The organism is Nocardia sp. NBC_01388, assembly GCF_045040085.1.
Taxonomy (GTDB): Bacteria; Actinomycetota; Actinomycetes; order Mycobacteriales; family Mycobacteriaceae; genus Nocardia.
Genome location: NZ_CP109553.1, coordinates 1,513,532 through 1,528,099, shown reverse-complemented (window position 1 = coordinate 1,528,099; position 14,568 = coordinate 1,513,532). Strand labels below are relative to the sequence as shown.

At 65.3% G+C, this 14,568-nt stretch carries 16 protein-coding genes; 3 read left to right on the top strand and 13 right to left on the bottom strand.

Features of this window, described 5'->3' with window-relative positions:
- Positions 1-2: 2 nt before the first annotated feature.
- Together OG716_RS07070 and OG716_RS07065 are read right to left on the bottom strand one after the other, a co-directional pair.
- Positions 3-932 (bottom strand): alpha/beta fold hydrolase, encoded by a 930-nt coding sequence (locus OG716_RS07070; RefSeq protein ID WP_405136886.1) that lies wholly within the window; start codon positions 930-932, stop codon positions 3-5.
- A 95-nt stretch (positions 933-1,027) separates the two neighbouring features.
- Complete coding sequence (locus OG716_RS07065; RefSeq protein WP_405136885.1) at positions 1,028-1,825, bottom strand: expansin EXLX1 family cellulose-binding protein; 798 nt, start codon at positions 1,823-1,825, stop codon at positions 1,028-1,030.
- Positions 1,826-2,121: 296 nt separating this feature from the next.
- On the opposite strand from OG716_RS07065, the gene OG716_RS07060 reads away from it, so the two are divergent.
- Genes OG716_RS07060 through OG716_RS07050 form a run of 3 tightly spaced genes read left to right on the top strand, consistent with a single transcriptional unit; the run spans position 2,122 to position 4,624 of the window.
- Complete coding sequence (locus OG716_RS07060; RefSeq protein WP_405136884.1) at positions 2,122-2,979, top strand: cyclopropane mycolic acid synthase family methyltransferase; 858 nt, start codon at positions 2,122-2,124, stop codon at positions 2,977-2,979.
- 36 nt (positions 2,980-3,015) lie between these two features.
- Positions 3,016-3,420 (top strand): DoxX family protein, encoded by a 405-nt coding sequence (locus OG716_RS07055; protein ID WP_405136883.1) that lies wholly within the window; start codon positions 3,016-3,018, stop codon positions 3,418-3,420.
- Positions 3,421-3,454: 34 nt separating this feature from the next.
- A complete protein-coding gene (locus tag OG716_RS07050) occupies positions 3,455-4,624 on the top strand; it encodes an erythromycin esterase family protein (RefSeq protein ID WP_405136882.1) in 1,170 nt (389 codons plus the stop codon).
- Between the two features lie 198 nt (positions 4,625-4,822).
- Here the strand turns inward: OG716_RS07050 and OG716_RS07045 are convergent, their stop codons facing one another.
- The 11 genes from OG716_RS07045 to OG716_RS06995 form a co-directional block, all read right to left on the bottom strand.
- Positions 4,823-5,458: a TetR/AcrR family transcriptional regulator gene (locus OG716_RS07045; protein WP_405136881.1), complete on the bottom strand. Its 636-nt coding sequence runs from the start codon at positions 5,456-5,458 to the stop codon at positions 4,823-4,825.
- On the bottom strand, positions 5,455-6,036 hold the full coding sequence (locus tag OG716_RS07040) for a TetR/AcrR family transcriptional regulator (RefSeq protein WP_405139561.1): 582 nt from the start codon (positions 6,034-6,036) through the stop codon (positions 5,455-5,457). Before OG716_RS07040 ends, OG716_RS07045 begins: the two co-directional genes overlap by 4 nt.
- A gap of 59 nt (positions 6,037-6,095) precedes the next feature.
- Positions 6,096-6,680: a hypothetical protein gene (locus OG716_RS07035; protein ID WP_405136880.1), complete on the bottom strand. Its 585-nt coding sequence runs from the start codon at positions 6,678-6,680 to the stop codon at positions 6,096-6,098.
- Between the two features lie 253 nt (positions 6,681-6,933).
- Positions 6,934-7,884 (bottom strand): MlaD family protein, encoded by a 951-nt coding sequence (locus OG716_RS07030; protein ID WP_405136879.1) that lies wholly within the window; start codon positions 7,882-7,884, stop codon positions 6,934-6,936.
- Positions 7,881-8,888: an MlaD family protein gene (locus OG716_RS07025; RefSeq protein WP_405136878.1), complete on the bottom strand. Its 1,008-nt coding sequence runs from the start codon at positions 8,886-8,888 to the stop codon at positions 7,881-7,883. The genes OG716_RS07030 and OG716_RS07025 overlap by 4 nt, the downstream gene beginning before the upstream one ends.
- A complete protein-coding gene (locus tag OG716_RS07020) occupies positions 8,885-9,820 on the bottom strand; it encodes an MCE family protein (RefSeq protein WP_405136877.1) in 936 nt (311 codons plus the stop codon). The genes OG716_RS07025 and OG716_RS07020 overlap by 4 nt, the downstream gene beginning before the upstream one ends.
- Positions 9,820-10,839 (bottom strand): MlaD family protein, encoded by a 1,020-nt coding sequence (locus OG716_RS07015; RefSeq protein ID WP_405136876.1) that lies wholly within the window; start codon positions 10,837-10,839, stop codon positions 9,820-9,822. Before OG716_RS07015 ends, OG716_RS07020 begins: the two co-directional genes overlap by 1 nt.
- Positions 10,830-11,837: an MCE family protein gene (locus OG716_RS07010; protein ID WP_405136875.1), complete on the bottom strand. Its 1,008-nt coding sequence runs from the start codon at positions 11,835-11,837 to the stop codon at positions 10,830-10,832. Before OG716_RS07010 ends, OG716_RS07015 begins: the two co-directional genes overlap by 10 nt.
- The gene (locus tag OG716_RS07005) at positions 11,834-12,862 is read right to left on the bottom strand and encodes an MlaD family protein (protein ID WP_405136874.1); all 1,029 of its coding nucleotides are present in this window, start codon (positions 12,860-12,862) and stop codon (positions 11,834-11,836) included. The genes OG716_RS07010 and OG716_RS07005 overlap by 4 nt, the downstream gene beginning before the upstream one ends.
- A 3-nt stretch (positions 12,863-12,865) precedes the next feature.
- Entirely contained in the window at positions 12,866-13,735 is an 870-nt protein-coding gene (locus OG716_RS07000; protein ID WP_355122396.1) for an ABC transporter permease, read from the bottom strand.
- Positions 13,735-14,565: an MlaE family ABC transporter permease gene (locus tag OG716_RS06995; protein WP_405136873.1), complete on the bottom strand. Its 831-nt coding sequence runs from the start codon at positions 14,563-14,565 to the stop codon at positions 13,735-13,737. Before OG716_RS06995 ends, OG716_RS07000 begins: the two co-directional genes overlap by 1 nt.
- Between the last annotated feature and the right edge of the window lie 3 nt (positions 14,566-14,568).

Here is a 14,568-nt window from a genome sequence, read left to right as displayed (position 1 = left end):
GCCTAGAGCCGCCCGACCACCGATTGACAGGCCTCGAGGAATACCGGGACAAAGACGTCCGCCTCGAGTGCGCAGGCCGCGTGACCGGCCTTCGCGAGGAAGATCTCCGCTCCCGGAATCATTTTCGCCATCTCCAGCTGCCGATAGACGGGCAGGGCCCGATCTCGGGTGGTGATCACCACCGCCGTCGGCACCTTCAGCGTCGAGAGCCATTCCGTCGCATCGAAATTGCCCAGTACCGCCAGGGCCTGCGCCAGCGCCCAGCCGCTGGTACTGCGCATCTCCGCCATGGCCCAGCGATCCATCCGGCCCACCGGCCACGACGCCTGCGGCAGCACCGGGAGCTTCTGCTTGTGCAATTCCGTTCGGCGCAGGGCCGTTTCGGCGAAGGAGGCCGCCAGCAGGCCCCAGGTCTTGTGGAAGGCCCGCTCGCGGCGGGTCTCCTGGAAGCGATAGGTGGTGGCGGCCAGCACTATTCCGCCGACCTTGTCCGGATGCCGGTGCGCGGCCAGCTGCGCGATGACGCCGCCCATGGAGTAGCCGGCCAGCACCGGGCGATCGAGGCCGAGCACCTCGGCCACCGCGATCGCGTCATCGGCCAGATCGTCGAGATCGAAACGCTCGGAACGGATTCCGTGCCCGTGCCAGCGCTGATCGAAGAGCACCACGCGGTAGAGCTCATTGAGCTCGCGCAGCGAGGGGAACCAGTTGAGCATGGCGGTGGTGGCCATACCGTGCAGCAGCAGGATGGTCGGCGAATCGGCGGCAGGGCCCGCCAGGTCCACCACATAGGTGCTGCCCCGCCCGGGCAGCTCGACCATCGCCCCCTGTGGCACCTCGGTCAAGCGCGAAATACGCGGCGACAGCCGGCGATTGCGCCGGCGCTCACCGGACTCGGTCGCCTCGGAATGGTCCAAGCTGGGTTTCGTCATCGAATGCCTCCCGGGAAGCCGCATCAACGGTCAAAAATGAAACACGTTTCAGTTGATGATGCCATAATCCCGGTGTGATGCAGGAGTACGTCGCGTCACGAATTGCAGTGCGATGGGGCCGGGACCACAGTCGTGACGACCACCGGTGGCGGCGGCGCGGCCACCGTGGTGGCCGGTGGCGGATCCGGGTCGTAGAGCCGAATTCCGGTGTAGCGCAACTGCCCCGGTGTGACGGCGATGCCGGGGACCTCCACGGTGTGGCCGTAGACATCGGTGACCCGGGCGGTGAACGGGCCCGGACCGGCGCCCGAAATGGTCCAGTAGTTGTCGTAACCGCGGTGCAGCGGCTTCCAGTCGCCGCCCGCATCCGAATGCAGGTCGACCGCACGCAGGGAGTTGCCGCCACCGGAGAAGAGCACCCCGATCCAGTCCGCCGACGAGCCCTGCTGCACCCGGTAGAACAGTTCCGGTGCGGGATTCGGGTCGACCACCTGACTGATCTTGATCTGCGCCACACCGTCGGAGCTGTCGGCGATGGCCTCGAAGGCGGCTCGGCTCAGATCGTATTGGTGCGGTGCGCAACCCGGGCAGCGGTCCACGATCTGTGCGCGCACGCTGCCGAGGGGGCCGTCGATATTGACGTAGGTGCCGCAGGGTGAGGAGTCGGCGTATTCACTGGTCGGTACGCCGACGTAGTAACCATCGAGGGGCAGATCCGGCAGTGAGCACGCCACGCCGGGACTGAAGGCGTAGAAGCGGGCCTGTGCGAGCTGCGGTTGCGGCGCAGGCGGGAGCTGCTGTGTGGTAACCGAACTGGGAGTTGTTGCTGCGGGCTCGGTGCGGACGGTGGTGATCGGCGCCGCCGAGCGGCAGGCGACGGGCTCGGGACGCATGACCCACGTTACTGTCCCCACCACCACGGCCGCCGCGAGGGCCGTCCACAACCAGGGTCTGCTCGAGCGAACCACTTCGTATCCTGTGCGGTGCATGGCCGCTCCCCAACCTCCGAATTGTGTTTGCTGCAACGATGCTGACCCCCTTCAGGAAAGCAGCAGCGCCGGTCGCGGCGGGGTCGAATCGGAAACTCGGAGTGAAACAGTCGGCGAGTCGCCGGTGTGTCATAGATCTAGAACGGACCACCGCCGCACTCCGTATCTCCTGGCGTACACCGAATTCAGGAGCACCCCCCATGCCCGACCTCGCGCCGTTCTATCGGCAAGTCCAATCGCACTACGACGTCTCCGACGATTTCTACGCACTGTTCCTCGACCCGTCCATGACCTACAGCTGCGCCTACTTCCCCGATGCCACCATGAGCCTGCAGGAGGCCCAGCAGGCCAAGATCGATCTCGCACTCGGGAAGCTGCGGCTGCAGCCGGGCATGACACTGCTCGATATCGGATGCGGCTGGGGCGCAACGATGATCCGCGCCGCACAGCACTACGGGGTGCGGGTGATCGGACTCACCCTGAGCCGCAACCAGTTCGACTACACCCGGGCGCGGCTGGACCGGCTCGGCATCACCGATGCCGAAGTGCGGCTGCAGGGTTGGGAGGAATTCCGCGGCAAGGCCGATCGGATCGTGAGCATCGGCGCCTTCGAGCATTTCCGCAAGGAGCGCTATCCGGAATTCTTCGCCCGCTGCCACGCCATGATGCCCGCGGACGGACGGCTACTGTTACACACCATCATCGGCCGCACACTGGCGGAACTGCGCACGCTGAATATTCCCGTCACCCGTGAGGATGCCCGCTTCCACATCTTCATGAAGCGGGAGATCTTCCCCGGCGGGCAACTCCCCCAGCCCTCCACGGTGACCGGACTCTCCGGGGCCGCCGGATTCCACACCCAGCGCATCCATTCGCTGCAGGCGCACTACGCGCACACGCTCGATCTGTGGGCCGAGGCCCTGCAGGCGCATCGCACCGAGGCCGTGCGCCTCACCTCCGAGGAGGTTTATGCCCGCTACGTCAAATACCTCACCGGCTGTGCGCACTACTTCCACGCCGGGCACCTGGACATCATGCAGTTCACCCTGGTCAAGTAGCCGGACTCCGGAACGATTCTGCGCCACAATGGAGTGATGACGGGCTGGACTGGCTACCGTCGGTACGCCTACTGGACGGCGACAGTGTTGATCTGCGCCGAAGGGGTGGTCGGCGGAATCTGGGATATCGCACGGATTCGATACGTCCGGGATCTGGTGACGCATCTGGGTTATCCGACGTATTTCCTGGTGCTGCTGGGCGTATGGAAGGTGCTGGGGGCGCTGGCACTGCTCGCGCCGCGTTTTCCACTGGTCAAGGAGTGGGCCTATGCCGGGACCTTCTTCGTCTACACCGGGGCGATGGCCTCCCATCTGACCACCGGATACGCGCTCAGCGAGCTGTGGATCCTCGCGGTGCTCACGATGCTGACGGTTGTGTCCTGGGCGCTGCGGCCGGACGATCGCCGACTGCAGGGAGTGCGGCCGGTCACATCGGGTTGACCTCAACCTGAGTCGAGCTAGGAGAGTTGGGCTCATGAACGCGACCTCCGATCCGGCAGCACCTTCGACCGGCATCACACTGTCCGACCTGCCGTCGGCTCCCCGTCCCCTCGACGACGCCGCATTCGAGGAGATTGCGCGCTCCCTGTCGCAGGCGGCCGTGGTGGGCATCGGCGAATCGACGCGGTTCGCGCGGGAGACCTTCGAGGTACGCGATCGAGTGTTCCGTATTCTGGTGCAGTGGTACGGCTTTCGCGCTGTGGCACTGCAGGACAGCGCTGATGTCGCCGCCGTTCTCGACCATTTCGTGCTGACCGGAGAAGGGACCGCGCAGGCCGCGCTCGACACGGCGTGGCGGCCGTGGCGGACCGCCGAGACGGCCGCGGCGCTGGAGTGGATTCGCGACTTCAACCGCGAGCACGGCGCGGATCCGGTCCGGATCATCGCGGTCAAACCCGCGCAGGCGAATTCGGCGGATTACGACGTGGTGCTGGATGCCGTGCGGCGGATCGCACCGGACCGGCTGGCCGAGATCTCCGCGCATCTCGAACCGATCCGGAGTGCGCACACCACCGACGAGCATGTGCAGCGCGCACGCGGAATCCACCCGGGGCGGGCGTTCCAGGAAGACGCGCGAGACGCTGCGGCCCTGCTGAATTCACTGGCCGGGGTGCCGGAGGACGTCCGGTCCCGCATGCGGCTCATTGTCGATTTCCACGAGCGCAGCGTCGCGGGGCGCGGGTCGTTCGTCGGCGATGAGGATCTCTGGGGCGCCGCCATGATCGACTATCAGACGCGGACCGGGCGGCGAATCGTCTACTGGGACGGCATCGCCCACAGTTCCGCCCTCGCCACCGGGTCCGGCGACCATCCCACCGCCGGCAGTGCGCTGCGGCAGCATTACGGCGCGCAGTACGCCTCGGTGGCGATCGGATTCCACCACGGCGACCTCGGTATCGTCGATGTTCCCGCGCCGCCCGCGGACTTCCTCGACGCCGTGCTGGGTGCGGCCGAACCTGCGGCGCACTGGGTGGATCTGCGCGGCCACGACGGTGCGCTCGGGGCAGTGAAAATGCGGGTGATCAGCGGCGTGTACGACCCGGCGAACGATGCCGCGGCGCATCTGATGTTCGCCGATCTGCCGGCCGCTTTCGATGTCCTGGTGCATGTTCGCGAGGCGTCTGCGCTGCGGTGGCTGCCGTAGCAGGCGGCCTGAGCGGTCAGAGATGGTGAGGACGCGGCCATATCTGCAGCGTCCGGTCGATTCCCGCCCGCACAGGCCGACGTCACCCGCGTAGTGCGTGCTCTTTGCCCGCGCACCAGACCCGCGTGATCGCACGGGTCGCGCGGATATCCGCCAGCGGGTCGCCATCGATCAGTACCAGGTCGGCGCGCATTCCCGCTAGGGGTCGGCGGTCAGGGCTGAGGAGAGGAAGGTGATGAGTTGGAGGCGGACTCGGTCTTGGGTGAGGCCGTCTTCGCCGGCGCGGAGGGCGGAGAAGAGGGCGGAGACCAGGACGGAGAGGAGGACTTCGCCGGCTATGTCCGCATCGAGGTGGGGGTCGAGGAAGCCGTATTCCATGCCGCGGGCGACCTGGTGGACTGCTTGGACGCCGAAGAGGCGGGCATTGTGCAGGCAGCGTTCTATGACGCCGTCGTCTATCGAAGAGGCTTCCAGGAGAAGGAAATTCACCAGGCCGGGTTCGGAGGCGACGAGGTCGTAGCCGCGGTCTATGACGCGGGCGTAGCGGTCGCAGAAGGCTTCCATGGTGGCCGGATCGGCGTCGGCGTCGGGGCCGAGGAGGCGTTCGCGGATGTGGTCGAAGCAGTGGTCGATGACGGCGTCGAGGATGTCGCGCTTATTGTCGAAATAGTTGTAGAAGGTGCCGTGGCTGACGCCCGCGGCGGCGGCGATATCGTCCACGCCGATGGTGCGGAAGCCGCGCGTCATGACCAGACCGTAAGCAGCGCTGACCAATTCGGTGCGGCGCAGCTGCGCGCGAGCGGCCCGCCGAGCGGTCTTCACCGGCTCACTCACGAAGCCACCCTTCTTGCACGCAGTGCCTTCTCCAACAAGTGCAGCATCACTGTAGTGCTGCGCTCGCGCAGCCGGGGGTCGGATGAGCCGAGTAGTTCCCGGACCATGCCGGGACCCACCAGCGTCAGAATCGTGTGCGCGAGCACCTCCGGATCGGCATCCGAGCGAATCCAGCCGTCCGCGACGCCGCGCGCGAGCTCCACGGCAACCAGGGAGGCCGCCATCGCTTCGAAACCCAGAAGTCGTTGCGCCAGTTCGTCATCGATGGCCCCGGCCTCCACGAAGAACAGGCGCAGCAGCTGCGGCTCCCGCTCGATCAGCCCATAGAACCGCTCCGCCGCCGCCCGCACCGATTCCAGCAGTTCGTCGATACTGCCCGACGTGCCGAAGAAGGCCGCGATCTGCACCGAGTCCATGATCTTCTCGACACCGAAATCGATGACGTGATCCAGGATTTCGCGTTTACTGCCGAAGTACCGATAGACCGTGCCCTGCCCGATCCCGGCGCGCGCGGCCACCTCCGAAATGGCGGTGGCCTCATATCCGTGAGCGGTGAACACCTCGTAGGCGGCTTCGATGATCTGCCGGCGCCGCCGCAGCGGAAGCTCGTGCTGCGGCGGCCGGCCTGTGCGCGGGACTATTTCGCGGCCCCGTCCTTCGGGCCGCCGTCCTTCGCATCCCCATCCTTCGGGCCGTAGTCGACGACCACCCAGTCGCCGCCGCTCTTGGCGACGGTGACCAGCAGCAGATTCGGCACCGTCGCCGGATCCGTCTGCTGAATGTTCTGGGTGCGCTGGGTGGCGTACACGGTCACCGCGTACTGATCGTTGCCCTTGGCCTGCACCGAGGTACCCACGACCTTGCCGGTGGCCACCACCTGCGCGCCGGTCATGATCTTGGACAGCGTGTCGTGCACCTGGGTGTACTTGTTGCGCAGGGCATCCGAGGTGCCGTGCTGCACGCCGTCGAAGAAGGCGGGCAGGTTCTTGTAGTCGTAGTTCAGCGAGCGCACGGTGTAATCGCTCGCGACCTCGGCGGCCCGGTCACGGTCGGAATTGCTGGTGCGCAGCGCATCGAGATCACCGGTGGAGTTGTGCCAGAACACGCCCATGACCACCGCGACGACCGCGAACAATGCGGCGGCGGCCACCGCGATCGGATAGGCCCGAGTGCGCAATCCCCGCAGTCGCAACGGTTTCGGATCAACCGGAGGCTCTGTCACGACAGGGGCCGCGTCAGTCACGACAGGGGCCGCCTCAGTCACCACGGGGGCCGCCTCAGTCACCACAGGGGCCGCCTCAGTCACCACAGGGGCCGCCTCAGTCACCACAGGGGCCGCCTCAGTCACCACAGGGGCCGCCTCAGTCACCACAGGGACAGCGTCAACAGCCTCGGTCTCGCTCGCCGTCACCGAATCCTCCTCCAGTACAACCACTTCCGGTCGCTCTTCCGTTTCACTCACGATTGCCTTCTCTCTAACGAGGAAATTCGACGCCGACGTGGGCTGCGCCATCACCGGGGAACACTGTGGCCAGCAGATCGACAATCGATCCGGCATCCACACGCAGCGGCTTGACGGCGCTGGTGGACGGCTTCAGTGCGGTGGCGATGAACCCGAGGTCCGGTCCCATCTCGGACAGGTATTGGTCGATCTTGGTGACCAGCGGCCCCAGCGGATCGTCGAAAATATGCTCACCGACGTAGGAGTAGTTCTGGAACGCGCCGATGATGTGCAGCAGTTCCGGCAGCGCCGAGTCGATATCGCCCGCGGCGGCACTGAGCGACGGTGCGCGGCCGTCGAAACGGTCGCCGAGCGTCTGCACGTTGGCGTACAGCCGCGCGATCTCATCCCGCTTGTCGTGCAGGAGATTCGCGGTGCCGACGAGCGCCCGGGTCAGGTTGGCCACATCGGCGTCGCGGCCCTGGAATCCGGCGGCCACGGTGGTCGCCAGATGCTGCAGTCGCGCCGGATCCAATTGCGCTGTCAGCGCATCCATCTCGGCGAGTGCGTCACCGACGGTCGTGGCGGTCTTGACCTGCCGGTTCGGCACGATACTGCCGTCATGCAGGAACGGCCCCGCGGTTCCCGTCGGCCGGAAGTCGAGGAACTGCTCCCCGGCCGCCGACAGATTGGCGATCTGCACCTGACTGTCCACCGGAATCCGGTACTTCGCATCGTATTCCAGCGTCACCGACAGTCCGTGAATCGTGGCTCCGATATCGCGCACCCGCCCGATGGGCATGCCCCGCAGCGTCACCTCGGAGGTCTTCATCAGTCCGCCGGAAGAATCCAAAAGCACTGTGACGGTGTTGTTCTGGCGACGCGGATCCAGATTCAGCACGCCGACCGCCATATAGCTACCGCAGATCAGCGTCAGTATCGTCAGCAGCACCAGCGAGACCGGTCCGGAGAGTGAGAGTTTCATGGCACCATCCCGATGGAGCGCAGGGTCGAAATGAGCTGATCGGCCTGCGCATCGGCCGACACCTGCCGCACCCGCACATCCGGTGAGTTCAGGAAGGGAATCAGCTTGTCCCGCAGCAGGGTGTGGAACGTATCGAGATTCCCGGCAAGCGTGATATCGGAATTGCCGAGCGCCACCGCCGTCGGCGCGAGAATCGAGACGATGGAACGGAAGTCGCCGATATGCGGCAGCAGCAGATCCCCCGCATTCTGCGCCAACTGGCCACCACTGATGATCAGCTTGATCACATTGAACAGCACATCCGCCAGACCGGCCGCCCGCGCGGGCCCCAGCGTGAGGATGCGATCCACCGACTGGCGTCCGTCCGCGAGCTTGGTCGTAATCTGTTGCGCCCCAGCCAGAATCCGATCGATGTCGGCGGTGTGCGAAGCCATATCACTGAGCGCGGCCCGCCCGGCCTTATTGATCCGGTCCAGCTCGGCCGGATCGGACGGGAACGCCGCATTGACGTCGGTCACCAGCTTCTGCAGATCCGTCCACCGGCCGCCGGTGATTATATTCGACAGCGCCCGCAGAATGTCCTCCACATTGGTGGCGGGCACGGTCTGCGACATCGGGATGACATCGCCATTGTGCAGGAAACCGCTGTCCGCGTTCTTCGGCGCCTCCAGCGCGATATGGATATCACCGAGGATGGTGCTCTGCCGCAGTTCCGCCGTGGTGGTCTTCGGCAGCTTGGCATCGGTATGCAGTTTCACCGTCGCGACGGCGGTATTGCCGATCAGATCGATGTGGTCGAGCATGCCGATCTCGACGCCGTCGGCGATCACCTTCGCGCGGTCCGGCAGATTCAGCACCGAACCGAATTCGATTCGGACGGTGTAGGTGTCACCGCTCGGATAGGTCCCCGGGATGGGGAGATCGGTGGCCCGCACCCCGCACCCGCTCAGCAGCAGGGTCGCGGCGGTCAGCGCCGGTACGAGCCGCAGCAGTACTCGCCTCATCGGGCACCCGCCTGCGGTAGCTGCGCGGCGAGCGGCGGCAATTGCGCGAGCAGACTGCCGATATCACCCTGATGCTGCTGCAGGAAGTCGTGCGCCTGCGGCAGATACTGATCGAGCAGTGCGTAGACCTGCTGATCGTATTTACCCGCATTGCGCGCCAGCACCGGCAGGAACTCCACGGCGATATCCACCGCGCCGGCGAATTCGGTGGAGAACTCACCGATCAGCTGCAATCCGGCCCGCAGATTGTCCAGCACCAGTTGCATATCCGGCCAATTGCTCACGAACATGGTGGTGAGCTGATCCAGATTGTCCACCAGCCGCCGGAACACCACATCCCGCTGGGACGGATCCCCGACCACCGCTGACAGCCGCTGCAACAGCTGATTCCACTGCGGCCCGGTGCCGTCGATCGCCTTGTCGGCGGCGGTCAGGGTGTCATTGATCAGCGTGTCATTGGCCTCCCCCGGCCCGGTCAGATCGCCGGCCAGCTTGCCGATGGAATCGAGCGCCTCGCTGATGCCGATGGGCGTCTTGGTGTGGTCCAGCGGAATGCATTTCGCGGTATCGAAGCGCGCACCACCGGTGTACGGCTTGGTCAACTCCACATGCCGGTCGGTCACAATCGAACTGGACATGGTGACGGCCTGGATGTCGGCGGGCAACTTCACCTTGTCGCCGACCTTCATGGTGACCCGCATGCGATCGCCGAGCGATTCGATCTTCGAGACGGTGCCGACATCGACGCCGAGCATGGTCACGCTATTGCCCTTGTAGAGCCCGACGGTATCGGTGAACTCCGCGCAGACGTCCTGCGCGGAATCACGCACCGTGCTCGCCCAGGTCACACCCGCGGCCACCGTGGCGATCACCACGACGGCGACCCCGATGGCGAGTACGGCTCTCCCCCGCGCTTTGCGAATCCACTGCATCAGCACGCCTTGCCTTCGTAGGGAATGCACACCTGCACACCGTCGGCGGGCTGATCCGCCTTCACCTGGGTGCCGAGCATGCCGTTGAGTTTGGCGATCACATCGCGCATCCCGTTCACGACGGTGTCGATCCGATTCGGATCCTCCATGATCTTGGAGAACAGCTGCTCGAACTGCGTGACCGCCGGCTCGATGCTGTCGCCGTAGGCCATGATCGGGCGGTGCAGCACCACCAGCAGTCGTTTGACCAGGTTGAACATGCTCACGATCTGGTCCTTGCGATTGCCGAGCGAATCGGCGACACCACCGAGTTGGCGGACGAAGTCGGCCAGTAGCGCCTTGTCGTCGGCAATGGCGCCGATGTACTCGTCCGATATCTGCAGCGTCGTATTCAACTGCTGCGTACGGTCGGCCAGCACACCGGTCAGATCATTGGCATTGGTGACCAGACTGCGCAGCGCGTCCGGCTGCCCGGCCAGCGCCTTGTCGAGCTGGCCCAGCGTACTGCGCATGGTGCCGGCATCCACCTTGCTGAAGATGGGTGTGCCCTTGTCGAGAATGTCGCTGAGCTCGAACGGCGTTCCGGTGCGGTTGGGCGGAATGTGCTTGCGCCCCAAGTCTTTATCGCCTGTCGGCGCCAACGACAGGTAGTGGCCGCCGATGGGGGTCAGCATCTTGACCTCCACCGCCGCGCGATCACCCACGTGCACTTCGGATTTCACCGTGAAGCTGACCTCGACATGATCGCCGACCAGATCCACCGACCGGATCTTGCCGACATCGATGCCCGCCACCCGGACCTCGTCACCGGAGCGCGCCCCGCCGGAGATCTTGAAATCGGCGGTATAGGTGCGCTGTCCGAACGGCACCACATACAGCGCACCCGCCGCCAGCAGCAGCACCACGCACACCGAGACTCCCGCTATGCCCCAGCGCAATTGGGTCGGCTGATCGCCGCGCCCGGCGAGCGCCTCACGAATGAGCTCGCCGAAATACTTCACCAGCGCTTTCAATTGCACACCACCAGGTTCTGGTTGGCGAGGACGACGCCCGCGATACCGGATACCGCGGCCTCCCCGTGCGAACAGGTAATCCGCGGCTTCACGCCATTGCCGGGCACCGCCTGATTCAGGCCGGTGACCACCTGCGGAGTGATCGCGAGCAGCTGCGTGAGCTGGTCGGTCGCCGGCACCAGCCGGCGCAGCAGACCGTCGATCGGGCCGTAGGCCTGGTCATAGGCGTCCCGCCCCGCCTCCAGGATCGGAACCATCGGCCCGAGAACGGCTTTGGCGGTATCAATGGCATTGAGCATGAGCTGGTTCTTGCTGGTGAACTCGCGCAGAATATCCGCCAGCTGCTGTACCAGATCACCGACGGCCTTCGATTTACCGCCGATCTCATCGGACACCAGGCCGAGATTGCGGACCAGCAGCACAATGACCGCTTCACTACTACTGGCGTGTTTGGTGAGCGTATCCAGATCCGACAGCACCGGCCCGATCCCAGAACCGTCGCCCTGAATCACCCGCAGCAGATTGTCGCCGAACTGGTTGAGCTGCGCGGGATCCAGGGTGTCGAACAGCGGTTTGAAGCCGTTGAAGAGTTTGGAGACGTCGAAGCTCGGGATGGTGCGCTGCACCGGAATCGTGGTTCCCGGAGCGAGTTTCGCGCCACCCGTGCCGTCGGTGAGCAGCTCGACATACCGCTGCCCGATGAGGTTCTGGTAGCGCACCGCCGCCTGGGTGTTGTCGTAGATCGGCCGGTCGGTGTTCACGGTGAAGTGCACCCGCGCCTGCGCGCCGTCCAGCGCGACCGTTTCCACCTTGCCGACGGCGACGCCCGACATGCGCACCGAATCACCGGCGAACAGCCCCGACACATCGGTGAATACGGCGTCATAACCGACCTTGTCACCCGGAATCGGGGTGCGCAGAGCGGTCACGATGAACACCGAGCAGGCCGAGACGATGAGCAGGAATATCACGAGCTTGACGGAGGACTTGACGACATCGTTCATTTCGGCACTCCCCCGAGTGAATCAGCCAGGTACGGCATGGTTTTCACAATCAGATCTAGTTGCAGCTGCACCCGGCCGTCCACCACCGGGAAGGCTCCGTCCATGGCGCGCAGCAGATTCGGAATCCGGTTGTAGGCCGGGGCGACCGTGCCCAGCGATACGCTGATCGGCACCGCCAGATCGAGCACACCGCTCAGCACCTTCTCCAGCTCGGGGTTATTGTGCTGCAGCAGATTCGAAATCCCGAGCAGCACCGCCTGATTGACCCCGTCGGTGGCCTTGTTGGTGCGATCCTGATTCGCCGGATCACCGAAGTACGCGGCTTGTTCGAGCACCCCCAGCACGGCATGACCCGCCGACGGAGTCAGATCCGCGAACGCTCCGGTCATATCCGCACCGATGCCGAGATAGTGCCCGACCGGCGCCTGCTGTCCATCGGCCAGCAGGCGCGCGGTATCGAAGAACGACTGCAATACCGGCTCCAGGCTGCTCGCATTGTCCAGCAGCAGGTCGAAAAGCCTATGGACGGTAGCGGAGTCGAGCACCTGGGTGAGCCGGGCCGCCCGCCGGAAGACGCCCGCGACGGTCGCATTGGTGGCGTTCTCACCGATCTGCAGCGTGGCGTTCTCGTGCAGCGGTGCGGTGCCGCTCCCCGCCACCAGCTCGATCGCACTGGAGCCGAACACATTCGACGAGGTGAAGCGCGCGGTGACACCCTCGGTGAGCGCGGCCGCCTGCTTACGGTCGATCTGCACCTCGATGCGCTGATGGCCGTAGCCCTCGGTATTCACCTCGCGCACGGTGCCGATGGCATACCCGCGGAATTTCACCTCCGCACCCGGCGCCAACCCCTCGCCGAGCGTCGCGGCATCGATGGTCAGATCGAACTTGTCGGCGAACGATCCACGCGCATAGGAACTTACGACGATCGCGACCGTGACGAGGACGACGGCGATCACCAGACCGCGCAGCCGCAGCCTCCACGGTCCGGCACTACGCCCGGAATGATCCTTGAACATGCTCATCGGTCACCCCGAAATCTTGATGCCGACATCGAAGCCCCAGATCACGATGGTGAGGATCATGTCCAGAATGACCACCAGCACCAGGCTGGCGCGAATGGCGCGGCCCGAGGCGCGGCCCACGCCCTCCGGACCGCCGGTGGCGTAGAAGCCCTGGTAGCCGTGGATGAGAATGATGGTGATCACGAAGATCGTCGCTTTGAGCAACGAGGCGAGCACATCGCTCGGTTGCAGGAAGGCGTCGAAGTAGTGGTAGTAGGTGCCCGAGGATTGCCCGTGCAGCACATTCACCACGGTCGCGCAGGACAGGTACGACAGAATCAGCGTGAGCAGGTGCAGCGGCACGATCGTGATGACACCGGCGATCACGCGGGTGGTCACCACGAACGGCATGGGCCGGATGCCGATGGCCTCGAGCGCATCGATCTCCTCGGAGATGCGCATGGACCCGATCTCGGCCGTCATCCGGCAGCCGGCCTGCGCGGCGAATCCGATGGCCGCCACCATGGGCGCCATTTCCCGGGTATTGGCATAGGCGGAGACGAACCCGGTGAGCGGTCCCATGCCGACCATGTTCAGCGCGGTGAAACCCTCCACGCCGATGGAGCCGCCGACCGCGATGCCGAGGAAGGCCAGTACCGCCACGGTGCCGCCGCCGACGATGATCGCGCCCGAGCCCCAGGTGATATCGGAGAGAATGAGCATGGTCTGGCGGCGATACACCCGCAGCGTATGCGGGATGGCCGTCAGCACCTCATAGACGAAAGTCGCTTGGTGGCCCAGGGATTCGAAGACTCCCAGCGGAGCCTGCGCGCCGCGTTCGACGATGCGACCGGCGGCGCCGAGCGGCTGATAACGTGCGGGGACCTGGGTCATCAGCCCACCTGCGTCGGTAGGAACATCGAAACCAGCTGGGTGATAACAAGATTCACACCGAAGGCGGCGATCACGCCGATCACCACCGCGGCGTTCACCGCATTGGCGACGCCCTTGGGCCCGTTCATGGCTTCCAGGCCGCGCTGACAGGACACGATCAGCACGATCACGCCGAACAGCACGGCTTTGAGGATCGCCACCCCGAGATCGCTCATCTTGGCGAAGGCCGCGAAGGCCGACAGATAGCTGCCGGGCGTGACGCCCTGGAAGCCGACCGCGATCACATATCCGGTGAAGACGCCCATGAAGATGATCAACATGCAGAGCAGGGGCGTGAGCACGAGCATGGCGGCCAGCCGCGGGGCGACCAGCCGGCGCACCGGGTCGATTCCCATGGTGCGCAGCGCATCCACCTCATCGCGAATGGTGCGGGCGCCGAGATCGGCGGCAATGGCCGATCCGGCCGCGCCGCCCAGCAGCAGTGCGGTCACCATGGGCGCGCCCTGCCGAATGACGCCCAGACCACCGGCCGCGCCGGAGACGGAGCTCGCGCCCACCTGCTGGGTGAGGCTGCCGACCTGCACCGCGACAATGACGCCGAACGGAATCGATACCAGCACAGCGGGAATCGCGGTCACGCTGACTATGAACCACCCCTGCTGCAGGGTGTCACGCCACGGATGTTTCAGGGCGACGATATCGGTGACGAGGTAGCGAAATGCCGCCACCGCCAGTTGAATGGTGCGCCCGAACGTGCGCAACCCGGAAAGAACGAACTCGACTGCCTGCCGAACGAACGGCTCCGGCCCCCGAATGGCCTTGTCGACCAATGC

Bases quoted from the DNA above. Each gene is read 5' to 3' on its own strand.
- OG716_RS07030 (WP_405136879.1), bottom strand. From the start codon at position 7,884: ATGAAACTCTCACTCTCCGGACCGGTCTCGCTGGTGCTGCTGACGATA.
- OG716_RS07005 (WP_405136874.1), bottom strand. From the start codon at position 12,862: ATGAGCATGTTCAAGGATCATTCCGGGCGTAGTGCCGGACCGTGGAGG.
- OG716_RS07060 (WP_405136884.1), top strand. From the start codon at position 2,122: ATGCCCGACCTCGCGCCGTTCTATCGGCAAGTCCAATCGCACTACGAC.
- OG716_RS07000 (WP_355122396.1), bottom strand. From the start codon at position 13,735: ATGACCCAGGTCCCCGCACGTTATCAGCCGCTCGGCGCCGCCGGTCGC.
- OG716_RS07010 (WP_405136875.1), bottom strand. From the start codon at position 11,837: ATGAACGATGTCGTCAAGTCCTCCGTCAAGCTCGTGATATTCCTGCTC.
- OG716_RS07020 (WP_405136877.1), bottom strand. From the start codon at position 9,820: ATGCAGTGGATTCGCAAAGCGCGGGGGAGAGCCGTACTCGCCATCGGG.
- OG716_RS07070 (WP_405136886.1), bottom strand. From the start codon at position 932: ATGACGAAACCCAGCTTGGACCATTCCGAGGCGACCGAGTCCGGTGAG.
- OG716_RS07025 (WP_405136878.1), bottom strand. From the start codon at position 8,888: ATGAGGCGAGTACTGCTGCGGCTCGTACCGGCGCTGACCGCCGCGACC.
- OG716_RS07065 (WP_405136885.1), bottom strand. From the start codon at position 1,825: ATGCGTCCCGAGCCCGTCGCCTGCCGCTCGGCGGCGCCGATCACCACC.
- OG716_RS07055 (WP_405136883.1), top strand. From the start codon at position 3,016: ATGACGGGCTGGACTGGCTACCGTCGGTACGCCTACTGGACGGCGACA.
- OG716_RS07050 (WP_405136882.1), top strand. From the start codon at position 3,455: ATGAACGCGACCTCCGATCCGGCAGCACCTTCGACCGGCATCACACTG.